This is a genomic window from Acidipropionibacterium jensenii, from assembly GCF_005890135.1.
Lineage (GTDB): Bacteria > Actinomycetota > Actinomycetes > Propionibacteriales > Propionibacteriaceae > Acidipropionibacterium > Acidipropionibacterium jensenii.
This window is the reverse complement of the sequence record NZ_CP040635.1, coordinates 673,508-697,328: the sequence shown is the minus strand read 5'-3', so window position 1 is coordinate 697,328 and position 23,821 is coordinate 673,508. Positions and strand designations below refer to the sequence as shown.

At 68.0% G+C, this 23,821-nt stretch carries 18 protein-coding genes and 3 pseudogenes; 4 read left to right on the top strand and 17 right to left on the bottom strand.

Features of this window, described 5'->3' with window-relative positions; translation table 11 throughout:
- Nucleotides 1–53 precede the first annotated feature (53 nt).
- From FEZ32_RS03165 to rfbB, 7 genes and pseudogenes are all read right to left on the bottom strand, one after another.
- Nucleotides 54–1,484: a peptidoglycan D,D-transpeptidase FtsI family protein gene (locus FEZ32_RS03165; protein ID WP_028703759.1), complete on the bottom strand. Its 1,431-nt coding sequence runs from the start codon at nt 1,482–1,484 to the stop codon at nt 54–56.
- Between the two features lie 155 nt (nt 1,485–1,639).
- Nucleotides 1,640–3,004: pseudogene (locus FEZ32_RS03160) on the bottom strand (FtsW/RodA/SpoVE family cell cycle protein); the annotation flags it as partial.
- Nucleotides 3,001–4,530, bottom strand: a complete 1,530-nt coding sequence (locus FEZ32_RS03155; protein ID WP_138679892.1) for a PP2C family protein-serine/threonine phosphatase — start codon at nt 4,528–4,530, stop codon at nt 3,001–3,003. The pseudogene FEZ32_RS03160 and the gene FEZ32_RS03155, both read right to left, overlap by 4 nt.
- Nucleotides 4,531–4,532: 2 nt before the next feature.
- Nucleotides 4,533–5,030: an FHA domain-containing protein FhaB/FipA gene (locus tag FEZ32_RS03150; RefSeq protein ID WP_028703757.1), complete on the bottom strand. Its 498-nt coding sequence runs from the start codon at nt 5,028–5,030 to the stop codon at nt 4,533–4,535.
- A 2-nt stretch (nt 5,031–5,032) separates the two neighbouring features.
- Nucleotides 5,033–5,731, bottom strand: a complete 699-nt coding sequence (locus FEZ32_RS03145; protein WP_028703756.1) for an FhaA domain-containing protein — start codon at nt 5,729–5,731, stop codon at nt 5,033–5,035.
- A gap of 226 nt (nt 5,732–5,957) precedes the next feature.
- Nucleotides 5,958–7,382, bottom strand: a complete 1,425-nt coding sequence (locus tag FEZ32_RS03140) for a sugar nucleotide-binding protein (RefSeq protein WP_217496637.1) — start codon at nt 7,380–7,382, stop codon at nt 5,958–5,960.
- Between the two features lie 68 nt (nt 7,383–7,450).
- Entirely contained in the window at nt 7,451–8,449 is a 999-nt protein-coding gene (rfbB, locus tag FEZ32_RS03135) for a dTDP-glucose 4,6-dehydratase (protein WP_028703754.1), read from the bottom strand.
- 56 nt (nt 8,450–8,505) lie between these two features.
- On the opposite strand from rfbB, the gene rfbA reads away from it, so the two are divergent.
- On the top strand, nt 8,506–9,378 hold the full coding sequence (gene rfbA, locus FEZ32_RS03130; RefSeq protein ID WP_138679890.1) for a glucose-1-phosphate thymidylyltransferase RfbA: 873 nt from the start codon (nt 8,506–8,508) through the stop codon (nt 9,376–9,378).
- 437 nt (nt 9,379–9,815) lie between these two features.
- Here the strand turns inward: rfbA and FEZ32_RS03125 are convergent, their stop codons facing one another.
- The 7 genes and pseudogenes from FEZ32_RS03125 to FEZ32_RS03105 all read right to left on the bottom strand — a co-directional run bounded on the left by FEZ32_RS03125 (nt 9,816) and on the right by FEZ32_RS03105 (nt 16,194).
- Nucleotides 9,816–11,744 carry an HNH endonuclease signature motif containing protein gene (locus tag FEZ32_RS03125; RefSeq protein ID WP_138679889.1) on the bottom strand — a complete coding sequence of 643 codons (1,929 nt, stop codon included), beginning with the start codon at nt 11,742–11,744 and terminating at the stop codon, nt 9,816–9,818.
- A 442-nt stretch (nt 11,745–12,186) separates the two neighbouring features.
- The gene (locus FEZ32_RS03120) at nt 12,187–12,534 is read right to left on the bottom strand and encodes a hypothetical protein (RefSeq protein WP_126412670.1); all 348 of its coding nucleotides are present in this window, start codon (nt 12,532–12,534) and stop codon (nt 12,187–12,189) included.
- Between the two features lie 101 nt (nt 12,535–12,635).
- The gene (locus FEZ32_RS13820; protein ID WP_244937942.1) at nt 12,636–12,782 is read right to left on the bottom strand and encodes an excalibur calcium-binding domain-containing protein; all 147 of its coding nucleotides are present in this window, start codon (nt 12,780–12,782) and stop codon (nt 12,636–12,638) included.
- Nucleotides 12,783–12,902: 120 nt separating this feature from the next.
- Nucleotides 12,903–13,643, bottom strand: a pseudogene (locus tag FEZ32_RS13815) (HNH endonuclease family protein); the annotation flags it as partial.
- A gap of 211 nt (nt 13,644–13,854) precedes the next feature.
- Nucleotides 13,855–15,039 (bottom strand): alpha-L-rhamnosidase-related protein, encoded by a 1,185-nt coding sequence (locus FEZ32_RS13810; protein ID WP_244937895.1) that lies wholly within the window; start codon nt 15,037–15,039, stop codon nt 13,855–13,857.
- Between the two features lie 230 nt (nt 15,040–15,269).
- Nucleotides 15,270–15,698: pseudogene (locus FEZ32_RS14170) on the bottom strand (family 78 glycoside hydrolase catalytic domain); the annotation flags it as partial.
- A 55-nt stretch (nt 15,699–15,753) separates the two neighbouring features.
- Nucleotides 15,754–16,194, bottom strand: a complete 441-nt coding sequence (locus FEZ32_RS03105) for an alpha-L-rhamnosidase N-terminal domain-containing protein (RefSeq protein ID WP_175415709.1) — start codon at nt 16,192–16,194, stop codon at nt 15,754–15,756.
- A gap of 270 nt (nt 16,195–16,464) precedes the next feature.
- On the opposite strand from FEZ32_RS03105, the gene FEZ32_RS03100 reads away from it, so the two are divergent.
- On the top strand, nt 16,465–16,974 hold the full coding sequence (locus FEZ32_RS03100) for a hypothetical protein (RefSeq protein ID WP_138679886.1): 510 nt from the start codon (nt 16,465–16,467) through the stop codon (nt 16,972–16,974).
- Nucleotides 16,975–17,118: 144 nt separating this feature from the next.
- Here the strand turns inward: FEZ32_RS03100 and FEZ32_RS03095 are convergent, their stop codons facing one another.
- Both FEZ32_RS03095 and FEZ32_RS03090 read right to left on the bottom strand, forming a co-directional pair.
- Entirely contained in the window at nt 17,119–18,057 is a 939-nt protein-coding gene (locus tag FEZ32_RS03095) for an NADP-dependent oxidoreductase (protein WP_138679885.1), read from the bottom strand.
- Between the two features lie 65 nt (nt 18,058–18,122).
- Entirely contained in the window at nt 18,123–19,523 is a 1,401-nt protein-coding gene (locus tag FEZ32_RS03090; protein WP_201270086.1) for a sugar transferase, read from the bottom strand.
- 563 nt (nt 19,524–20,086) lie between these two features.
- Between FEZ32_RS03090 and FEZ32_RS03085 the strand changes: the two genes are divergently transcribed.
- Nucleotides 20,087–21,265, top strand: a complete 1,179-nt coding sequence (locus FEZ32_RS03085; protein ID WP_138679884.1) for a glycosyltransferase family 4 protein — start codon at nt 20,087–20,089, stop codon at nt 21,263–21,265.
- 353 nt (nt 21,266–21,618) lie between these two features.
- A complete protein-coding gene (locus tag FEZ32_RS03080) occupies nt 21,619–22,926 on the top strand; it encodes an ISL3-like element ISPfr1 family transposase (RefSeq protein WP_138679883.1) in 1,308 nt (435 codons plus the stop codon).
- Here FEZ32_RS03080 and FEZ32_RS03075 read toward each other — a convergent pair.
- A complete protein-coding gene (locus FEZ32_RS03075; protein WP_138679882.1) occupies nt 22,909–23,709 on the bottom strand; it encodes an ABC transporter permease in 801 nt (266 codons plus the stop codon). The genes FEZ32_RS03080 and FEZ32_RS03075 overlap by 18 nt on opposite strands.
- Nucleotides 23,710–23,821: the final 112 nt, after the last annotated feature.

The window sequence follows — 23,821 nt, the reverse complement described above, 5'->3', positions numbered from 1 at the left end:
AGAGGTAGTGCACGGGTCTGAATGATGGGAGCGGGTTCGGGAGATGGGGATACTCATCGGACCGCCTGGATCACGGAGCGGGCGATCGGGCCGGCAAGGGTACCGCCGGCGATCTCACTGCGCTCGGTGTCGGAGGACTCGATGAACACCGCCACCGCCACATGCGGATTCTCGGAGAATCCGACGAACCAGGCGTAGGGGGAGGCGTCCTTGGTGGTCTGGGCCGTACCGGTCTTGCCGCCGATCGTCAGTCCGTCGATCTTCGCCGCACCGCCGGTGCCGTTCTCGACCACCGAGACCATCATCTTCTGCAGGGACTCGGCGGTGCTCCTGCTGGTCGGGTGGGACAGCGTCGTGTTGTGGTGGCGCCACACCGTCTGCAGGTTGGAGGCGCGCACCGACTGGGTGAGATAGGGGGTCATCAGCTTGCCGTCGTTGGCGATTCCCGAGGCGACCATCGCCATCTGCAGCGGCGAGGCGGCGACGTCGTACTGGCCGATCGAGCTGAGGGCCACCTGGGCCTCGTTCATGTCGCCGGGGAACAGCGAGGGGACGACCGGCACATCGGAGTCGATGCTGGAGTCGAAGCCGTACTTCTTGGCCTGCTCCCGCAGGGCGTTCTGGCCCAGCGACATCCCGATCTTGGCGAAGGCGGTGTTGCAGGAGTTGTCGAGGGCCTCGGTGAGGCTCACCGTGCCGTTGCCGCAGTCGACCTCGTTGCCCAGCCGGTTGGTGGTCTGCGGCAGCACGATCGAGCTCGGCGTGTCGACCTGGCCCTCGGGGGTGTAGCGGCCCGACTCCAGGGCGGCCGAGGCGGTCACCAGCTTGAAGGTGGAACCGGGCGGGTAGATCTCCTTGGAGGCCCGGTTGGCCATCGGCAGGCTGGAGTTCGCGTTGAGGGATTTCCAGGCCTTCTGGGTGGCCGGCAGATCGTGGCTGGCCAGCAGGTTCGGGTCGTAGGAGGGAGACGTCGCCATCGCCAGGATCGCGCCGGTGGTGTAGTCGATCGCGACCACACCGCCCTTCTTGCCGGCCAACCCGTTCCAGGCGGCGTTCTGGGCGCGCCCGTTGATGGTGGTGATCACCGATCCGCCCTGGGGCTTGCGCCCCGACAGGGTGCCGGTGACCCGCTGAAGGAACTGCGAGTCGGAGGTGCCGGTGAGCTGGGCGTTCTGGGAGTACTCCAGGGCGGTGCGGCCGAAGTAGTACGAGTAGTAGCCGGTGATCGGCGCGAACTCGGCGCCCTTCGGATAGGTCCGCAGGTACTTGTACTGGCCGTCGGTGGCGACGGTCCGGGCCACCGCGGTGCCGCCGACCAGGATGTCGCCACGGTTCTGGGAGAACTCCGCGTCGCGGACCCGGGTGTTCTTCGGGTCGTTGTTGAGTCCCGGCTGGCGGAAGGCCGCCGAGTAGGTGACGTTGAGCAGCAGGGCGAAGGTCATCATGGCCGCGAAGACCGCGACGAATCGGATCGGTCGGTTCATCGTCGGGCACCTCCTGGCACGCCGTTCTGCACTGTCTCGTCCTGGTCGGCACTCGCGTTCTGGCCGACCCCCGAGTACGGGGCGGCCTCGGTGCCCTGGCCGACACCGACACCGGCGGCGTGGCGGGCGGTACCGGTCTCGGTGTCCATCAGGGGCGGCGGATCCTCCTCGAGATTGGCCTGCAGCTCATCGGCGGGACGCCGTGCCTGATGGCTCACCAGCATGAGGATGGCGACCAGTGCCCAGTTGGCGACCTCCGAGGACCCGCCCTGACTCATGAACGGGGTGGTCAGACCGGTCAGCGGCAGCAGCCGGGTGACCCCGCCGATGATCGCGAAGACCTGCAGGCCGAAGACGAAGGACAGCCCCGCGGCCAGCAGTTTCCCGAAGGAGTCGCGGCACGACAGCGCGGCGCGCAGTCCGCGGGCCACCAGCAGTCCGTACAGGACGATGACGGCCATCAGTCCGGTGGCGCCCAGCTCCTCGCCGATGGAGGCCGAGATGTAGTCGCTGAAGGACAACGGCGTCAGGCCCGGACGTCCCAGCCCCCAGCCGCGCCCCGACAACCCGCCCCAGGCCATCCCGTACTGGGCCATGATGATCTGGAAGTTGTCGGAGAAGTTGTCGAAGGGGTGCAGCCAGCCGCTCACCCGCACCGCCACGTGGCCGACCATCTTGTAGGCCACCACCGCCAGTACGGCGAAGGACAGCGTCCCGACCACCACCCAGCCGACCCGCTCGGTGGCGATGTAGAGCATCGCGACCAGCAGGCCGAAGAACAGCAGGGCGGTGCCGAGGTCGTTCTGCCACACGATGACGGCCATCGCCGCACCCCACATCACCGCCAGCGGACCCAGGTCCCGGGCCCTGGGCAGGGTGAGCGGGCCGATCTTGTGACCGGCCAGCGACAGCACGTCCCGCTTGTCGACCAGGTAGGAGGCGAAGGCCATCACCAGCAGCACCTTGGCCAGCTCGGCGGGCTGGAAGCTGAACGGCCCGACCCCGATCCACAGCCGCGCGCCGTTGATCTCGCGGCCGATTCCCGGCAGCAGGGGCATCAGCATGAGGACCAGGCCGGCCAGGAAGAGGATGTAGGGGAACCGCTGGAGTTTGCGGTGGTCCTTGAGCCAGACCACGATGACGGCCCACAGGATGATGCCGCCCAGGGTCCAGATGGCCTGATTGGTCATCCGGTCCGGGTTCGGGTGGCCGGCCAAATCGATCCGGTGGATCATCGCCAGTCCCAGCCCGTTGAGGGTGAAGACGATCGGCAGGATCATCGGGTCGGCGTAGGGCAGGAAGATCCTCACCACGATATGGCAGACCATGATGAGGCCGAGCCACACCCCTCCGACGACCTTCCAGTTGGCGGGCACCGCGCCGTTCATGTTGATCTCGGTGAGGAGATAGCCGGAGTAGCCCACCCCCCAGGCGACGATGAGCAGGAAGAACTCCACCCACCGGCGCTTGCTGTGGACCACGATCGTGCCGGGCCGTGCCGACTGCTCGGAGCTACTCATGAGCAGTCATCCTCGGTGACCTTCGGCAGCGAGACGCCGGAGCTCGGGCTGGGTGATCCGGTCGGCGCCGCCTCGGAGGCGGTGCCGGGGGTCGCAGAGGCCGACGCGGAACCGGACGGGGAGACAGCCGGGGTGGACGCCGACGCGGCTCCCGGCGTCGAGAAGCCCGGCGTCGAGGTGCCCGGCGTCGTGGCTCCCGGCGTCGGCGAGGCCGAACCCGGGGTGTTGGCGCGCTCCCGGACCGCCCGGCAGTTCTCCGCCCCGATCCGCAGTTCGGCGACGGTGGCCTGGGCCGACTCCAGGGAGTCGACGTCGATGGTGCTGATGACGCTGCTGCGGTAGAGCCGCGGCAGGTCGCCGACGTTGATGTCGGTCCTCTCCACCACACTCGACAGCCTCAGCCACAGCAGGGAGTCTGGGACGCCGCGGTAGATGGCGACCGTGCCGGCCTTCTCGCCGACGTAGAACTGTCGGTTGAGGAAGGCCCGGCTGCCGAGGGTGCCGGCCAGCGCCAGCACCAGCACCGCGGCGATAGTGAGCAGCCAGGGACGCAGCCGGTGCCGGGCGTCGGGGTCGATGGGGGCGTAGCGGGCCGACTCCTCGGCCTCGGAGTCGAAGAGCAGCGGGGTGCCGTCGTCGCGGGCGGCGTGACGCGGAGCACCCGGACGCGGGGTGCCGGGGCGCGGGGCCGTCTGCTCGGCCATGTCGGCGGCGGTGATCGGCAGCGGGGCGGTCACCTCGTGGTCGGGGACCGCGGTGATCTCGGCGGCCCCGATGATCTTGGGCTCCATCGCCTCCAGCTCGTCGCTGTGCGGGACGATCTCGGCCAGCACCACGGTGACATTGTCGGGGGCCCCCGCGGCGTGCGCCTCGGTGACCAGCATCGCCATCGCGTCGTCGAGGGTGTGGTGGGAGACGATCCGCTCGATCACCGGGTCGGAGACGAATCCGCACAGCCCGTCGGAGCAGAACAGCACCCGGTCGCCGAGCTGGACATCGACCAGTTTGGTGTCGGGGGTGTGCTGGGGCTGGCCGTTGAGGACCTTGAGGAGCAGGGAGCGGTGCGGGTGGACCGCGGCCTCCTGCTCGGTGATCCGGCCCTCGTCGACCAGGGACTGCACCCACGAGTCGTCGTGGGTCATCCGCGACAGGGCGCCGTCGCGCAGCAGATAGCCGCGGGAGTCGCCGATGTGCACCAGGCCGAGCTGGGCGCCGTCGAACATCGCCCCGCAGAAGGTGGTGCCCATCCCCTCCAGGGAGCGGTCCCAGGCGACCAGATCGGCCAGCTCGTCATTGGCCGCCGAGACGGCCCCGGCCAGCAGGGTGAGCATCTCCTCGCCCTGACGCCGCGAGTCGGCCCGGGCGACCTGCTTGACGGCGACCGTGGAGGCCAGGTCGCCGGCGGCCGCGCCGCCCATCCCGTCGGCCACCACCAGCATGGTGGGCGAGACATAGCCCGAGTCCTGGTTGTTCTTGCGCACCAGTCCGATCTCGGAGTGGCACCGGATGTCGAGGGAGAAGGCCATCGTCACCTCCGCCCGGCGGCCTCGACCGCCATGGTGGTGCGGCCGATCCTCACCTCGTCGCCGATGGTCAACCGGGTGAGCTCCTCGATCCGCTGGCCGTTGACGTAGGTCCCGTTGGTGGAGCGCAGGTCCTCGACGAACCAGGCGCCGTCCACCCCCTGGGCGAACTCGGCGTGGTGGGTGGAGGCGTAGTCGTCGTCGATCGGCAGGTTGGAGTCGCCGCCGCGTCCGACCAGGATCCGGTCGGCGAGCGGGATGATCTGGCCGGCGCGGCTGCCCGACAGGATGTGCAGCTGGCCGGGGGCCGGCTGGTTGCGGGACCGCTTGCGGTGCCGCTTGGGGGTGCTGCCGCCGGCGGCAGCGGCGGGGCTCGAACCGCCACGGGTGGCGACCCGGCGTCCGAAGATGTCGGTGCGCACGGTGCTGCCGATGAACAGGATGAACACCCACAGCAGGACCAGATAGGCGATCCGCAGAATGGCTACCAGAAGTTCGCTCACGATCACATCCCTGACGGGGAGTGGACAAGCATGCGGGTCGATCCGATCTCGATGCGGGAACCGTCCCGCAGCTCGGTGTTGGTCACCCGTTGTCCGTCGACGGTGACGCCGTTGGTCGATCCGAGGTCCTCGATCGAGACGCCGACCCCCTCGCCCTTGGTCCACACGTGGATCTGGGCGTGACGCCGGGAGATGCCGGGATCGTTGATCCGCAGGTCCGCCTCGGACCCGCGGCCGATCACCAGGCCGGGCGGCAGCAGCGGGTGTCGGACGCCGTTGACCTCCAGCACCAGCGGGGTGCGACGGACCGCGGTCCGCTCGGACTCCTCGCCGGACAGGGATCCGCTGGCGACGGTGAACCGGCCGGTGGGCAGGGACTCGTCGAGCTCGTAGCGGATGTGGATCGGGCCGTTGAAGACGTAGCGGCGCTCGGTGGCGTGGTCGCGCAGGGCGGGGACGATCTCGGCGTTGAGGGTCTTGGTGTAGGGCACCAGGTGCTCGTAGTCGTGGCTGGACAGCATCACCGAGAAGTCGTTGGGGACGAGCTTCTTGTCGCGGGTCAGGATCTGGGCCTCGGAGTCCAGCTCGCGCTGGAGGCGTCCGGCGATCTCCACCGGCTCGACCTCACCGCGGAAGGCCTTCGCGAAGACGCCGTTGACGGCTCCCTCGAGAGCATTCTCGAACTTGTCGAGGATTCCCACGTGTGCCTCCTCCCACTGACTCTCGCTGATCTGCCCGGATCTGCCCATTCCGGGGTGATTGTCCGCCCATTCTCAGGGCCGATTCCCGGGTGCTGCCGCACCGCTACCGCAGGGAGTCTACCGAGCTGGCCTGTGCGGACGCAGATCCCGGTGATCGAGGGTTGAGAGATGAGGACACCGTCGGGGTCCACGCTACAGCGGTCGATCGCCCTGCGGAGGAGTGCTCTCAGTGTGGCGGGACGTCGGTGGCGAGATACCGGCGCAGCTGCGCGTCCCCGTCCGCCGGGGTGAACCCGGTCGACCGGATCCGGCCCAGATCCAGGGTGGAGTGGGTCGGTCGTGGTGCGATCGGTGTGGCGGAGCTCGTCCCGGCCCTGGCCTGCGAGGCCTTTGCCTGTGAGGCACTGTGCTGGGCGAAGTACTCCTTCGTGGACACCGGTGAGACGGTGCCCTGCGCGCCGAGGATCTCGAAGATCCGGCGGGCGATGTCGTACCAGGACCGGGTCGGGCCGTCGGAGGAGATGTTGTAGGAGCCGTAGGGGGCGTCGACCGCCAGCAGGTGGCCGATCGCCGCGGCGATGTCGTCGGAGAAGGTGAGTCGGCCGAACTGGTCGTCGACCACCGTCGGGCTGACTCCGCGGCGGGCCAGGCCGGCCATCGTCGCCACGAAGTTGTGTCCGTGCCCGATCACCCACGAGGTGCGCAGGATGTAGTGGTGCGCCCAGGTGGCGACGAGCTCGTCGGCGGCGGCCTTGGTGGTGCCGTAGACCCCCAGCGGGGAGAAGGGCTCCTTCTCGGTGTGGACCTCGCGGGTGCCGTCGAAGACGTAGTCCGAGGAGATGTGCACCAGGGTGATCCGGTGGCGTCGGGCGATCTCGACCAGATGCCTTACCGCGGTGACGTTGACCGCCCATGCGGTGGGGCGGTTGTCGGCTGTTTCTGCGGCGTCGACCGCGGTGTAGGCGGCGGCGTTGATGAGGGTGTCGACGCCGTCCCAGTCGTAGTCGTCGATCGTTTCGGGGCGGGCCAGGTCGATCTCCGCACGGCTGAGGAACTCGACCCGACCGGGTCGCTTCCGGCTGGCAGCGTCATCGGCGCCGAGGAGCTTGCGGAGGGAGGTGCCGAGTTGGCCGTTGGCGCCCAGCACGACGGTGCGCGAGGAGGGGAAGGGGGTGACGTCGGCCAGCGCCGGGTGGTGCCGGTCTGCCTCGGACAGCTCTGCCCGCTCCAGCGGGATCGGCCAGTCGATGCCGATCTGCGGGTCGGCGAGGTTGGCGAAGGTGTAGGACGACTTCGCGGCGGCCGACCAGTGCTCGTTGACCAGGTAGGTGTAGGTGGTGCCGTCGACCAGGGCCTGGTAGCCGTTGCCGACCCCGCGGGGGACGTAGACGGCGGTCTCGGGTCCCATCTCGACGGTGACGACCCGGCCGAAGGAGGCTCCGGCGCGCAGGTCGACCCAGGCCCCGAAGATCTTGCCGCAGGCCACCGAGACGAGCTTGTCCCAGGGTTCGGCGTGCAGCCCTCGGGTGGCCCCGGCGGTGGCGTTGAAGGACATGTTGTTCTGCACCGGGGCGAAGTCGGGCAGCCCCAGGGCGGTCATCTTGGCGCGCTGCCAGTTCTCCTTGAACCATCCCCGGTTGTCGGGGTGCATCGGCAGGTGGACGACGAGCAGCCCGGGGATCGCGGTCTTCTCGATGGACAGCGTCGCAGGGTCCACGGTCACTGGCCCTTCGTCGCGTACTTGGCCTCGGTGGCCTGTTTCATCGGGCGCCACCAGGACTCGTGGTTGCGGTACCAGTCGATGGTGTGGGCCAGCCCGTCGTGGAAGTTCGTGAACCGGGGCTCCCAGCCGAGTTCGGTGCGCAGTTTCGTGGAGTCGATGGCGTAGCGCATGTCGTGGCCGGGGCGGTCGTTGACGTGGTCATAGGCGTCGGCGGGTTGACCCATCAGCTCCAGGATCATCTCGATGACGTCCTTGTTGTTCATCTCGCCGTCGGCGCCGATGAGGTAGGTCTCGCCGGGGCGCCCGGACTCCAGGATCGTCCAGACCGCGGCGTTGTGGTCGTCGACGTGGATCCAGTCGCGGACATTGAGCCCGGCGCCGTAGAGCTTGGGGCGGATGCCGTCGATGACGTTGGTGATCTGGCGGGGGATGAACTTCTCGACGTGCTGTCGGGGGCCGTAGTTGTTCGAGCAGTTCGAGATCGTCGCCTCGATCCCGAAGGACCGCACCCAGGCCCGCACCAGCATGTCGGAGGCCGCCTTGGAGGAGGAGTAGGGCGACGACGGGTTGTAACGGGTGGTGGGGGTGAACTTGGCCGGGTCGTCGAGGGCGAGGTCGCCGTAGACCTCGTCGGTGGAGATGTGGTGGAGCCGGGTGTGGTGGCGTCGCACGGCCTGCAGCAGCGTGAAGGTGCCGACGATGTTGGTGTCGATGAACGGCTTGGGGTTCTCCAGGGAGTTGTCGTTGTGGGACTCCGCGGCGAAGTGGACGACGGCGTCGGCGCGGGCCACCAGTTCGTCGACCAGATCGGCATCGCAGACCGAGCCGCGGACCAGCTGGAAGCGGTCGGCCGGCAGACCCGTCAGGGAGGACTCGTTGGCGGCGTAGGTCATGGCGTCCAGCACCGTGACGCTGGCGTCGGTGTGGTCGATCACCCAGTGAGTGAAATTGCTGCCGATGAATCCGGCTCCGCCGGTCACAAGAAGTGTGGACACGAGAGGCAGTTTAGGATATCTCGGCTATTGCTGTATGACTCTGCCATGATGGCCCCATGCGAGGCATCATTCTGGCCGGCGGCACGGGCTCGCGACTGCACCCGATCACTCTGGGCACCAGCAAGCAGCTTGTTCCGGTCTACGACAAGCCGATGATCTATTACCCCCTGTCGACGTTGATATTCGCGGGTGTCCGGGACGTTCTGGTGATCACCACTCCGCACGAGGCCGAGGCTTTTCACCGGCTGCTTGGTGACGGCTCCCAGTTCGGGATCTCCATTCAGTTCGCCGTGCAGGCCGAGCCGAGGGGCCTGGCCCAGGCCTTCACCATCGGGGCGGACTTCGTCGGGGAGGGCCCCAGCTGTCTGGTGCTGGGCGACAACATCTTCTCTGGGCCGGGCCTTGGCACGAGGTTGGCCGAGACCGTCGAGGGTCTGGACGGCGCTCTGGTCTTCGGGTACCAGGTGGCCGATCCGCGGTCCTACGGCGTCGTGGAGGTGGACGACGACGGGCTTGCGGTCTCGATCGAGGAGAAGCCGACCGAACCGAGATCGCACTGGGCGGTGCCCGGGCTGTACTTTTACGACTCCGACGTCGTCCAGATCGCCCGGAACCTCAAGCCCTCGGCGCGTGGCGAGTACGAGATCACCGACGTCAACCGGGCATACATGGAGCAGCGACGGCTGCACGTGCAGCTGCTGCCGCGCGGCACGGCGTGGTTGGACACCGGCACCTTCGACTCGCTGAACGACGCCAGCGACTTCGTGCGCACCATCCAGGCCCGGCAGGGTCTCCAGGTCGGATGCCCGGAGGAGGCCGCCTGGCGGCGGGGATTCCTCTCGGACGAGGAGCTGCTCGAGCGGGCCGCCCGGTTCGAGAAGTCCGGCTACGGCACCTATTTGGCGTCGCTGGTCGCGGCTGGGAACTGAGCGGCGTCCGGTTACGGCGCGTACTTGGCGTCGTTGGTGGCTGCTGGGAACTGAGCGGCGTCCGGAGGTCGTCGGGGGTCGTCCTCAGCGGCGGTTGCGTCGGTGTCGTGGCAGCGATCGTCGGCGGTGATCGTCGCTGGGTCTTGTTCTTGTCCCGGGTCTTGATGTCCTCGGCCGATTCTCGTCCTCAGACCATGGATAGGTGAGACTCCTTCGTCTCGGACGTCCTTGGGTCGGGAAGGGCCCTCCTCCTACTTCTCGACCATGACTTCGGGCGGTCTTGTCGCTGCCTCCTGGCCATGGGTCCGGAACGGCTTCATTCGGCTTCCCGATGATGGGTTGGGAACGGCTCTACTCCGGCTTCCAGGCCATGGCTCCGGGCGGTCTCATCGCCGACTCCCGGCCATGGGTCAGGGTCGTTCGTCCGTGTTCTCTGGTCATGGGTCGGGTTGGAGGGTTGCGGGCGCGTTCTGGTTCCACGGGGTGAGTGAAGTCGTCGACGGTGGTGACGACTGTGGTGGTGTCGTTCTGGTCCGGTTCGGTGAGGGGCGTCTGGTCAGGTATGGCGGATTGGATCTGCTGTCGCGCCGGGCGGGTCCGTCTGTGGGCAGGTCGCGGTTGTCTTTCGTTCTCGCCAACTCAGATCCTCGGCTGACTCCTGCTCGGCCGGACCTGGCGGCGTGCCGGTCAGATCTGGGTCCGGACGGGTCGGGCCCGGCCTCGGGCCGGGGTCTGCCTTCTGGGCGCTGGGACTCGGTTGCCAGTAGGTCGGGTTGGTCGGCCTGCGGGCGGGGTGCGACCGATAACGGTTCGGGTCCGGCTGCGGACGGAGTGGGGCTGACGTCTGGTGGATCGGGTATCCGCCTCGACTTGTCGGGTCCGATCTGTGTCCTGCTCGGCGTTCCACTCGGCCCGGCCTGGGGAGGCTGGTCCGGTGGTCCGGCACTGTCCGGGGCGGTGCTGTTCGGCCTCCCACCCGGCCCACCACTGGTTCTGCGGAGGTGGGGTGTCAGGCGGGTGGGTGGGTGGATCTGGGGGTTTCCGGTGTGGGGGTCGAAGCTGACCTGCCACTGGTCCCTGTTGTGGTGGCGGTCGGGTTCGATCAGGCCGTGGTGGTGCCGGCACACCAGGACCAGGTTGGTCAGGGCGGTCGGACCCCCGTCCCACCAGGGCCGGACGTGGTGGGCCTGGCATGCCTGCGCCGAGACCGTGCAGCCGGGGTAGATGCACCCCCGGTCCCGGATCTCCAGGGCCCTGCGGATCCCCGGGGTGACCAGGCGCCGGGCCCGTCCCACGTCCAGGACCTGGGAGCCGCCACCCAGCACGGCGGGAAGGATCTGCGCCTCACAGCACAACCGGCGCAACGATCCGGCATCCACCGGCACCCCACCGGCCAGGGTTCCGCCGGCCACCCGCCCGGCCACCGCGGCCCGCAGGCTGTCGTAGTCCAGGGTGACGACCAGCCGGGGCGCCTGCCCACCGGTCTGGGGGATCTGGTCCAGACCGGCGAGCACATCGACCATCTCGACCAGCGCGTCTGCGGCCCGCTGCCCGGTACTACGGCCCTGCAGCCCCTCGAGGTCACGCCGGGCCGCCAGGTACTGGGCTGTCGTGATCGTCCCGGCGGCCCGCCCGGTCTTCAGCCGGTCGATCTGGTCGCGTTCGGCTCCCCGGCCGTGTTCCACGAACGCTTCCAGGACCGGGATGATGCGGGCCGCCTCGATCTCGGGGAGTTGTCCGCGCAGGTGCACCGACCCCTGCCCGTCACGACTCCACACCAGACGCCGTGCCGCCACGGCCCGACGACGCCGGGCCGCTGCCTGCGCCGCCGCATCATGCGGCGGCGGGGCCGCCTGGGGTGCGACCTCCTCCAGGATCTTCGGGGTGGCACGTCCGATGCGTCCGGGGGTGGTGGTGCCGGCGATCTGCAGGAACCGGTCGGCTGCGGCGTCGCGCTGGTCGGGGGTCATCTGGTCGCGGGGCATGGTGCGCAACTGGTCGCCGATCGCAGCCGCATGATCGGGACCGACCCGGCCGGACAGGGCGGCGTCACGGATCCGGGGGTCGGCGGTGATCCGGGAGGCCCGGAACACCTGACCCAGCCCTTGGGAGGGGGTGCGTCCCTCGGTGGTGGCCAGGAAGTCGGCCAGCGGGGTGCCGGTGGTCCTCTCGGTGGCACACGAGCGGGCGACCGCGTCGGTCGCCACCGCCGCCGCGGCACTGACCCGCCCCTCCAGGGTGCGGATCCGGGTCATCGCGGTGACCTTCTGGGCGTCGGTCATGGCGGCGATCCCGGTGAGGTCCAGCGCCGTGAGGGCGTCCTCGATCACCGCGATCCCTCTCCAGAATTCCGACGTGTCATCCATGGGTCAATGATACGCAAACCGGCACCTGCACACCAGACAATGACGCCGATTGTTTCCTGTGAAGAATCGCCGATATTCACAGGAGAAATTGTCCCACAACTCGACCGAACCCGGCCGCGGAAACCACGTGGCAGCAGTACCGGTGTCGTGTGTCGGCGGTGTGGGGCATGTTTTCCCGCGATGTTCTCGTGAACACGCGACAATCGACACGAAAAACCCTGCCGACACATTGTGTCCAACACTAACAGAGACCACCGACAAGAATCGGCAAGGCGCGGTTGGGTCTCGACGACGCGGCTGGTCGGTGGATCCCGCTGGGGGGGTGCGCAGCGGCTCGGCGGTCCTGCTCTGGTCCAGTGACTGGTGCAGGTTCGAATCGTGTGCGGAGGCTGGACAGTGTGCCGAAGCGCTGAGGCTGCGGTGTCGACGACGGGTGACGACGTCAGGTCTCGTGGGGCACGGTCTCGGCGACGAACGACGAGATCAAGTCTGTGTTGAGCCGCTGAGGGTGCGGTGCCGGCGGGATCGAGCGACGAGGCCAAGTCTGCGTGGATGCGCCGAGGGGCGCAGCACTGTCGAGATCGAGCGGATCGGGCCAGGGCGAGGGTACGCAGCGTGAGATCCCCAGGTTGAGCAGATTCAGCAGGTGGAGCAAATCGACCGGGTCCAGGGGACGATCAGGTCGAGCAGGTCCAGGGGCAACGAGATCGAGGAGGTCGTCGATGATCGTCCCGGTGAGCTGTGCCGGCAGATACTGCAGGCCGCCAGTCCGACCGCGATCAGAATCCACCCAGCCAACACGGCCCCACTTGCCGAGATCGGCTGTCCCGCGGAGTCATTTCCATGGAACAGCCGATCATCAGACACCTCGCAGGTCACTCACCTGTGATGCTATTCGCAGGCAACCCCGTCATTGTCGCGATCCAAACCGGACCGATATCCGGGAGACCACCTGTGCAACGGAGCCGCGCCAGCCTTTCGCGCCGCAGCGCAGTTCTTGTAGTAGACGGAGGAAGACTTCCTGACGGCCTTCTTCACAGGCGCCTTCTTGGCAACCTTCTTTGCAGCAGCCTTCTTGACGACGGCCTTCTTCGCAGGAGCCTTCTTGGCGGGCACCTTCGCAGCCGCAGCGGTCTTCCACACCACGATCGGAGCCGCAGCGGTCGCCAGCTTCTGACCCTTGCAGCCAGACAGCACCCGGGCGATGGCGTCGTGCTCGGCCTTGGTCACCCACAGCTTGTAGCGCACCTTGACGGCGACCTGGCGCGACACGTACTGGCAGCGGAAGGCCTTGTTGGCGGGCAGCCAGGTGGCGGCGTCCCCGTCGGACTTCCTCTCATTGCTCGGCCCGTCGACGGCCAGCAGCTCCAACGGATCATTGGCCAGACTCTGACGCGCTGATGCGCTGAGCTTCTGCGCGCCGGTCTGCCAGGCGTCCGACAGTGCGACGACGTGGTCGATCTGGACCGCGGTGGAGGTCTTCTCGCCACGGGTGAAGCGGATGGTCCTGGCCGTGTACGGATCATTGAGCACCCCGGAGGTGATGATGCACCCGTGCGTCCCGGCCCTCACGGTCCTCGAGTGGAGATCTCGAGCCAGGATGTCGTTGCGGGTGTCGCAGCCGTTGTGGTTGACGTCGGCCCATGCCGGGCCGAACTGCGCGCGGCTGTAGCCGGTCTTCGGGGCGCGCCCCTTGATCGGCAGGGTCGCCAGAGCAGCCGCCGCGGTCCCGTTCCCGGCACTGGTCTTGGCGGGCACGACGGTGTGCGAGGTCCGCTGGAGCGAGGTCAACGTCGTCGCGGCCTGCGAGCTGGCGGGGACGTCGACGTCGCCACCGGCTGCGGGGGACGCGGCCTTGGCGGAGCTTCCGCACCCGGTCATGGCCAGGGCGGCGGCCATCACCACGACGCCGGTTCCTGCGCGGAAGAGCAGGTCGGGCCGGCGCGAGCGGTGAACTGTATGGGGCATGTGGTGGCGGGTCACCGGGACTTCTTTCGATGAGAGGGGCGTCTTCATGTGGACAGCAGTAGTTCTACCTCTCGTCACCGACAACTTTGACGGCAGGAAGGACCGACCACGCGAAAGAGTAGCGCCAGATCCCCCTCGCGTCTCAGCGATCCCCGATCTGCCAGACGCTCTCGCCGGCCTCCGCCACCACGGTGGGTCCTCCCAGCTCCAGCTGACACACCATCGCCTCGGGCACATCCACGCTCAGCCGACCCAGGCGAAGATCCCAGTCGACGGTCAGCACCCCGCGGCTGGTCCGCCTCCTGGTCCGACACCGGGAGACGCCGTCCACCAGACCCGGCTGCACACGAACCACCGCCCAGTCCGGAGCGATCCGCCGCACCCCGGCCACCCGGGTGAGGATCCAGTCGACCACCGTCCCGAGGAAGAAGTGGTCCCGGCTGCGCGCCCCGGCGTCCCACCTCTCCCACATCGTGGTGGCCCCCAGATCGAGCCACGACCCCCAGGACGGGCAGCTGCGCTGCGTCGCAACCCGGAAGGCGTCGGCGCCGAACCCGGCGTCGGTGAGCACATTGAGCAGCAGGCTCGTCCCGATGTGTCCGGTGTTGAGGTGGTGGCCCCGCTCGCGCACATCGGCCACCAGCGACTCCACCACCCGCGCCCGCATCTTCTCGGGCACGATCCCCAGCGCCAGCGGCATGAGATTGGAGGTCTGCCGGTACTGGCCGTGGGGGTCCGACGCCGTCCGGTAGCAGCCGCGCTCGCGGTCGAGAAACACCTCGTTGATCCGCCCGCGCAGCGACTCGGCGGCACCCATCCACGCCTCCCGGGAATCTCGGCGACCCTCCCCGGCACCAGGCTCGGCATCGAGCCGGGCAGCCAGCTCCGCCCCCTGCAGCAGCCCCCGGTGGAGGAAACAGGACGCCGACAACCGGCTGTCCTCGGGAGGAGGCCCGTCGATGTACCCGGGGGAGAGGTAGTCGCCGAGCTCTGAGGACGCCAGCCCGCCTCCGGTCGCTCCGGTCCCGCCGGACCCGTCCACAGCATCGGCGATCTGCGTCAGTTCCCAGTCCAGGTACCGTCGGCAGGTCTGCCAGTGTCGACGGGCCGGCCCCAGATCCCCGTAGACGTCGGCTAGATGCAGCAGCAGTACGGGGAACGGGCAGCTCCACTCGGGGGCCGGGGCGCACTCTCCATGCTCGTACCCCCAGCCGGGACTGGGGGCGATGACCGCCAGCTGACCGGAGGGCAGCTGGGTCGCGGCGACGTCGTCCAGCCACTTCGTGAACAGCCTCCGGAGGTCGAACAGCCCCGACATCGTGTCCATCCCCACCAGGACGTCGCCGGTCCAGCCGTTCTTCTCGTAGATCGGGGTGTCGTGGGGATGTGGTGGAGATTGTTGAGGACGGTGGTCCGCATCACCTCCACCAGCTGGGTGAAGATGGGCACGTCGCACTCGAACTCGACGGCGCGCCGCACCTGCTGGACCAGGGGCACCGCGAGGATCTCCCCAGGGGCGGGACGCCGACCGAGTCCCTCCACGCTCAGGTACTGAAATCCCTTGTAGCTGAACTCCGGCTGCCAGTGGAGTCGCCGGCCGGCACCGATGAGGACGTCGGTCTGGAACCGGGGCGTGTAGATGTGCTCGTTGGCGCAGACCAGTTCGCCGGACTCGTCGAGCTTCTCGCCGAACCGGACACTCACCTGCTGGCCGGTCTCCAGTGGAAGGTCGTAGCGGGCGACGCCGGCCATCATCTGCCCGACGTCGCCGATCCATCCGCTGGCTGATCGGCGCCATTGCGGTTCGACAGCCGTCTGGGCGGAGACGGGTTCGTGGGGTCGCTCCACCAGGGCGCCACCCGGACCCGAGACCACCGCGACCGGACCCCAGTCGGACGGGGAGCGCCGGTCGTCGTAGGTCTCGCCCTCGTACATCGAGTCGAAACGGACTGGCCCCTCGCCGCACGTCCAGCGCTCGTCGCTCACCAGGATCGTGCGGACTGGATCCGTCGATTCAGTGGGCTCGGCATGCTCAGCCCCCTCAGCTCCATCGCCGCCCGTCAGCGCGCAGATCAGCCGCGGGGACGCCCGCCAGGGCGCCCTGTCCCAACGCCACACATCGGGGGATGGACATGTCGAAGAATCCGCGACCCAGGGTCACCTCCAGCGTGTTCTCGCCGGGTTCCAGGAGGTCGGTCACGTCGTGAGTGGCGTAGTAGACCACCTCACGAGGATCGCTCTGGGCGGGCTCGAGGGCACCCACCCCGACCGGGACGCCGTTGACCCGGATGGCGTGAATGCCCAGTCCGGCGATCCTCAGCACGGCACGCCGGGGCACCGACTCGAGGCTGAAAGCCCGTCGGAAGATCGGCGCGGCCCCGTCATCACCGGTGTCGGCTCTTCCTGGACGGCTCGAAGGGCGGCAGATCCAGCGTGCCTGTCCGAGGGCCTCGGCACCGGGATCCGGAGGAGTCTGCGTCATGTCCAGGACGCTACCGGAGTGGGCGGCCGCAGCCGGTAAGAACCCCCGTGGCGAACACCAGACAGCAGCCATCTACCAAGCGGTCACTGTGATGAATCTGGAGAAGTCGCCTGAATCCGCCACATTTCACACTCGGAACGACATACATCGGCCAATCGCTGGAGGTTCCGATCAGCCTCGATACAATCCAAAGATGGTAGGGGCTACGGCTAGCCCCTCGCACTGAGTTATTCGCTCGAGCGCATCGTCCCGCGCTAGAAGGGCTGGAGTATGAAAGACCTGAACAAGCCGATCACTGTTGCTGGTGGTATGTCACGACGCACAATCCTCAAGGGTGCCGCATGGACCGCTCCGGTCATCGCTGCGGCCGCCGCAGCACCCTTAGCTGCGGCGTCCCAGACAGGGAACTCGCCCTATCACTGGGGGTGGAACGGAGGTGGAGCTAACTCTGATGGCAAGGAGATCACGATTGCCGACACGGTCTACATCCAAGGTCCGGAGAATTCGGGCGGGGTCGCTCGACTGTTCGGTAACGTCAAGGTTGTCAACAGCCATGGTAGGCAGGTTTTCTCTCAAGAATTCTCCGCCGTTCTGCCTGAGATCAACGGTATGAGCACCAGTCCCCTATTGAGGTATCAATTCACCCCAGGCGAAGGGTCTGAGACATACACGGTCACGTGGAACGTTACCTCGGCCACAGACTCCAAGGGCAGGACGATCCCATTGATCCAGCCGAACTTCATCAATGGCAAGACCTATGAGGTTCAGACCTGGAAGTGATGCATGTGTAACCGCCGACTGGTGCACCCCTTGTCGGGGGGGGGCGCCAGCTGGCGCTTGTCCGCGGGGGGCCTGCTCTGGGGTGTGGGAACGCGCACTACCCGACGCGGAGGCCTCTCCTCTCTCGCCAACGGCCTCTCGATCTCAGAGCAGGTCGGCGGCACCCCTGACATCGGCGGTCCGCAGCAGGATCTTCCCGCGCAGATGGCCCGCCGCGAGTCGCCGATAGGCGGCCTGGACGGAGTCCAACGAGTACACCGAGTCGATCGGCAGCACGAGACGGCCCTCAGCCAGAGCCCGGGCCATCCGGTCCAGATCATCGGGCCATGCGGCTGCGGACCCGTCGGTGTGTACCCCCAGCTCTCCTGCGGCCGCTCCGGCGGCAACCGCGTCGATTCGCTCGGGCGGCACCCCCAGGGCAATGAGGCCGCGGACCTCGTCGATCCCCCGGGTGGACAGGGCGGCGCTGACACCGGCCGGCGCCAGCTCCCGGATCCGGTCCCAGACCCCCTCGCCGTATGCGACGGGGATGATCCCCAGGGATCGCAGGAACCCGTGGTTGGACTCGCTCGCGGTGCCGATCACCCGCGCCCCGGCGGCCCGTGCCAGCTGGGCGGCAAGAACTCCCACACCGCCGGCGGCACCGCTCACCAGGACGGTCTCCCCCTCGACCGGCGCCACCGCCCGGATCCCGGCCAGAGCGGTCGTGGCGGCGATCTGCAGCCCGGCCGCGACGTCGAGCCCCAGACCCACCGGAACCCGGTGGAGTTGAGAAGGGGAGGCCAACAGATGGTCGGCCTCGGCGGCCAGACGCCGTCCTCCGAAGACGGGGTCGCCAACCTGAGGGCCGGTCACACCCTCGCCGATCTGGTCGACCACACCCGAGAAGTCGTTGCCGAACCCCGATGGCAGATCGGGCACGATGAAGAAGGTGCCGGCCAGGATCTTCAGGTCCGAGGGATTCAGCCCGGCGTACCGGACCCGCACCCTGACCTGCCCGGGCCCGGCCTGCAGCGGGGCGGCCTCCTCCACCCGGAGCCCCTCCACACCACCGAACTCATGGAACACGACTCGTCGTGGCATCCTCGTTCCCCTCCGTCGCCCGTGTGCACAGCCACATAAGACCGTAGTGGTCAGACGGTAAGCGATCAGTAGGCGCCGTCGGAGCCGACCACCGCCTTCGCCGTGCGGGCGAGGATGGTGGCGTCCTGGAACATCGACCAGTTGTCCACGTAGTACAGGTCCAGACGCACGGTGTCCTCCCAGGAGAGGTCCGACCTCCCCGAGACCTGCCACAGCCCGGTCAGTCCGGGGCGCACATCGAGTCGGCGCAGGACCTGGGGCGTGTACTGGGCGACCTCCGCCTCGAGGGCGGGACGTGGCCCGACAAGACTCATCTCCCCCTTGAGGACGTTGATGAACTGGGGGAGCTCGTCGATGGAGAACCGCCGGATGAACCGGCCGACACGGGTGATCCGAGGGTCGCGCTTCATCTTGAACAGCAGTCCGTCAGACTCGTTCTGGTCCGTCAGGGTGCGGGCCCGGATCTTCTCGGCGTCAGTCACCATGCTGCGCAGCTTGAGGCACTCGAAGACCTCCCCGTTGAACCCGACCCTGCGCTGCCGGAAGATCACCGGACCGCGGTCCTCGATCTTGATGGCCAGTGCCGCGGCAGCCAGGATCGGTGCGGTGGCGAGGATGAGGAACAGCGAGCCGACGATGTCGATCGCCCGCTTCGGGATGCATCCGGCCTTGGCCGCGCGGGGCTTCTCGATGTGGACCAGCGGAATCCCGGCGACCGGGCGCACATTCAGGCGCGCCGCCGCGACGTCGTTGACCGCGGGAACCACGATGAGGCGGGTGCGCTCGTGTTCCAGCTGGCGGGCCACGACGTTGAAGTCGCGGCCGCGGGGGAATGCTCCCTCAGCGAAGATGACGGAGTCCACGTGGGTGCGGCGCACGGCGTCCACGACGTGATCGGGAGTGCCGACCACCGGCACCGTGAGGCTCTCCTGGCATGTGTCGATGTCCTCGGTGAGCAGGCCGACCGGGTCGTACCCCAGCCACCGCTCCCGCTCGAGAACGGTCACGAGCTCCTCGATGTGTTCGCGGTCCCCGGCGACGAGAATCCGGGACCGATACTTCCCCTGGGTTCGCGCCAGCTTCACGAGGCGACGACGAATGATGTGCCCGAGCAGAGCCGCCGGGATCCCGATCAGGAAGACGTTGACGAAGAAGGTCCGGGACATCGGGTACTCGAGCAGATAGGCCGAGACGCCGAGCACCCCCGCGGTGAGAAGGGATCCCTCCAGCACGCTCCGGTACTCTGCGGCCTCTGTGGTGAGCTGCGTACTGCGGTAGCCGCCGACCAGGGCGATCATCGTGACCCACAGCGGCAGGACTACCAGGATCACCGGGGTGTAGAGCTCAGCGTCGGCGAACAACGCTGTTCTGATGAGGGCGCTGACGAGCAGCGCAGTGAGAGTGGACGCGGTGAGCACCACCAGGTCCAGCGCGAGAGCGGGACGGATGCGGATCCCCCTGCGCACCGAGCTGGTGGAGCGTGCCCTGTTCGGGGGCTGCTCGGCCGGGGGTCCCAGTGCCGGTGGTGCGCCCTCGCGGACAGGAACTCGAGGCGCCAGTGAGGTCGACACCACCTCCCGCAACGCAGGAATCGGGCCTGTGAAGGACTCCTTGAACACCACCGGCCTCCTCTGTGAGACTGCGCCCACCGTCGTCTGTTCATCGCCCCGAAGCAGGGCGACGGTGTTGGCTCACCATATCCAGCGTTGGTCTAAAGTTGCGGCGCTCCAGCAAAGCTGGCCGTTTGTCTATGTGCGCGCTGTTTACATTGACGAGGTGGCCGTGAGGGGTTGACTGCCCCCGGTCTCCACGCTCTGACAAGCGGCGATGCATTCTTCCGTGGAGTATCAGAAGTGCGGCAAGGCGGTAGGGTTATTCGCTGTAAGCAGAATCTAGAGGGTGTTCACATCCTGAGGGTCCCATTGGGATGGACGTGATCGGCACTGTCCTCCTGGGTTCGGCTCGAGTAGTAGAGAGTCGGCCCTCGGTCGGCCGGTACGAGTAGCGTTGGGGCGACGGAAGGACCCCTGTGACCCGGCCTGTTGCTCTTGTCTGTTCTCCCGATCCGCGTGACGGTCGGATCGCCCCCCGAGTGCGCCGTCTGGCGAGGGCGCTCGGCGATGCTGGGCAGCCGGTGGTGATCTGGGTGGCGGACGCACCGGATCGTCCGGCGGGCCGCGGTGGCCGGGCTCATGAGTGGAAGCGGGACAGCACGACGGGGGAGACGTCGGTCGCGATTCCGGTGCGCCACCTGCCGTCGCCCCTACCCGGAAGCACGATCCGCTCCAGGGTGTGGGGGAGTCGTGCCGTGGGAAACGCCTCACGGGAGTGGCAGCATGCCCTGAGGGTGGATCGGCCGGCACTGCTCGACGTGCAGGGATTCGGTTCCGGCGGCGTCTACGCGTTGTCTCTGGCACGCCGCGAGAAGACCCCCCTTGTGGTGTCGAGTGCGGGCGAGACGCTGGATCGCGGTCCTCGCGGTGTCGACCGCCAACCCGGGCTGCTCAAGCCCTTCGTCCAGGCCATCCGGCAGGCGTCGGCGCTGACCGCGATCTCTCGCCCGGTCCGAGACGACCTTCACCTGAGGTTCGGTGCAGAGGGGGTCGTGGTGATCCCCGATGGGGTGGATCCCGCGATCGATGTGTCCTTCGGATGGTCCGACATCCCGTGGCGGATCGACGGGCGACGAGTGGTCTTCGCCGCCGGGGCGGTGGATGCGCGCAGCGGATTCGACCTCCTGGTGGGGGCCGCGGGCCGCAGCACGGTGGCCCATCGGCTGGTGATCGGCGGCGACGGCAGCGCGCTGGCCGGGCTCAAGGAGTGGTCGAAACGGATCGGCGGAGCAGCAAGCATTGAATGGGCCGGGCCGCTGTCGGCCCGTCAGATCGCCGCCGGCATGGACCATGCCGACGTGGTGGTGCTTCCGAACAGGGTGAACACCGATGTCAGCGAGATCGTCAGCGCGTGGAAGATCGGGACCCCGTTGGTGGCCTCGGCGACCGCAGGAGCGGTGTCGGTGATCCACCACGGGATGGACGGCCTGTTGGCTCCCCTGGGGCAGTCCGCGTCACTGGCGGAGTGCGTGGGCCGGTTGCTGATCGACCATCGTCTTGCAGAGGGTCTGGTCGCCGAGGGGAAGCGCAGGGTTGCATCCCTCAGCTGGGAGACGACGGCTGAGCGCTACCGAGAGGTCTTCCAGTTGGCCTGAGAGGGTCCGGGCTGCGGACACACGACCTACGTCGCGTACTTTGCCCCCGTGCTCCGCGTCGCCATCTCGGCGATGTGTGACGGCCATGCTGCAGTTCGCCGGCACAGCTACGCGGCTGTGGCAAGATCTTGACCGCCCGATTTCCGGCAGGCGGATACCGGGCTCGGCCCCGGTGATGGCGACCGGTGTGGTCGTTGGACTGGTGGTCGACGTCTTTCTTGTCCGTACTGGATTCAATCTGGCTCTTCACGAACGAGGGTGTAGCGGGTTGAGCGTGTCGGTGGCCGGGTAGGGGTCGAGGTCTCCCTGAGGATGGAAGTTCTCACACTCGCCATCTGCCGGAAGACCTCGACGTGTCACACCCTACTTTCACTACACCTTGCCTGACCACGTTCTGCGGTCTCGACGAGCTCGGCCTGGAGGCTGTCGGGCAGCGTCTGGACCCGGATCGGGCGGTGATCGAGTGCCGTGTCGTGGAGCCGGACCGGTGGTGCCGCGAGTGTGGATGCGAGGGCGCCCCGCGCGACACGGTGATCCGTCGGCTCGCGCATGAGCCGTTCGGGCATCGGCCCACGACCCTGCTGATCCGGGTCCGGCGCTACAAATGCTGCGGGTGTGGGCGGGTCTGGCGGCAGGACACCACGGCCGCCGCGCCGGTACGGGCGAAGACCTCCCGCGGTGGGTTGGCGTGGGGGCTGGCGGGCTTGGTCCTCGATCATCTCTCGGTCACGCGTGTCGCGGCAGGGCTGGGGGTGTCCTGGTCCGCCGCGAACGACGCGATCCTCGCCGAGGGCCGCCGGCGGCTGATCGATGACCCGGCGCGGTTCGAGGGCGTGACCACGATCGGCGTCGACGAGCACGTGTGGCGACACACCCGCCACGGCGACACGTACGTGACCGTGATCATCGACCTGACCCCGGTGCGCGACAAGACCGGCCCGGCACGGCTGCTGGACATGGTCGCCGGACGCTCGAAAGCCGTGTTCAAGACCTGGCTCGCCGCCAGACCGAAGCCCTGGCGAGAGGGGATCGAGGTCGTCGCCATGGACGGATTCACCGGGTTCAAGACCGCCGCCGCCGAAGAACTGCCCGACGCGGCCCCGGTCATGGATCCGTTCCACGTGATCCGGCTCGCCGGTGACGCGCTGGAGAACTGCCGACGCCGGGTACAGCACGACGTCTTCGGCCGGCGGGGCATGAAGGGCGATCCGCTCTACCAGGCCAGACGGACCCTGCTCACCGGTGCCGGTCTGCTCACCGACAAGCAGCAGGCGCGGCTAGATGCCCTGTTCGCCGACGACAGGCACGTCGAGGTCGAAGCGACGTGGGGCATCTACCAAGACATGATCACCGCGTACCGGGACAAGGACCGCGGCCTGGGCAGATTCTTCCTCGCGCACACGATCGACAAGATCAGCGCCAGCGTCCCGGAGCAGCTCGTCGAGATCCGCAAACTCGCCCGCACCCTCACACAGCGCGCTTCGGACGTGCTCGGCTACTTCGACCGCCCCGGCACCAGCAACGGCCCCACCGAAGCGATCAACGGCCGACTCGAACACCTACGCGGCACAGCCCTCGGCTTCCGCAACCTCAGCCACTACATCGCTCGGTCGCTGCTCGAAGCCGGCGGATTCAGACCCGCGCTACACCCTCGTTCGTGAAGAGCCGGAGAAGGCGACGGAGGTGGCGGTGGGGATGAGCGAGGCCCTCAGAGCGTGCCGCCGGACGGCCTGGGCGCGGGTGAGCCCGGTGGCCCGGGCGGTGCGCACGAAGTCGGCATTGATGGTGTCCAGGAGTAGGGACCGCTGGGTCAGGTGGTAGCCGACGTAGCCGAGCACGGTGAGACAGATCGTCGGCAGCAGGAGGTGGGCGAGGGTGTCGCCCAGGGTGGCCCAGAAGCCGGTGACGTCGGGGGAGCTGGAGCCGGTGACGAAGAAGATGCGCCGGCCGACGGCGTCATTGAGGCGGATCGCCCCGAACACCAGGAACAGGGCCGCCACTACGGTCGGAACGTTGTAGAGGATGACGGAGACACTCTGCAGGATGCGATCGGCAGGTCGGTACTGGTGAAGCGCGCTCACCACGCCCAGGCCCACCCCGATGACCACCGACAGGACGGTGGCCAGTAGGACCAGTTCGGCGCTGGTGAAGACCCGGTACCCGACCTCCGCGTTGACCGATCCACCGGTGGGGGAGCGTCCCCAGTCGAAGTGCAGCACGATGTCGCTGAGCCAGTGCCACCAGCGTTCCAGGACGGGAACCCTCGGGTCGAGGTTGTAGGGAGCCAGGGCCTGGTCGATATGGATCTCGCTGGGGACGGGGCGGGTGTCCCGGTAGTTGGATCGGGGATCGAGGAATGCCACCGCGAGGAAATACGTGGCATTGGTGGCGACGACGATCATCGCCGCCCAGCCGGCGATTCGTCTGAGGATGAGTCTGACCACAGGTTCGGCTCCTGAAGGGCATGCAGAACGCCGCCCTCAGGAGCAGATCGTGGTGGTCACTGCGCACATGCGGGCCGCTGCAGAAAAGGTGAGAAGCTGCGTGGAGGCGCAG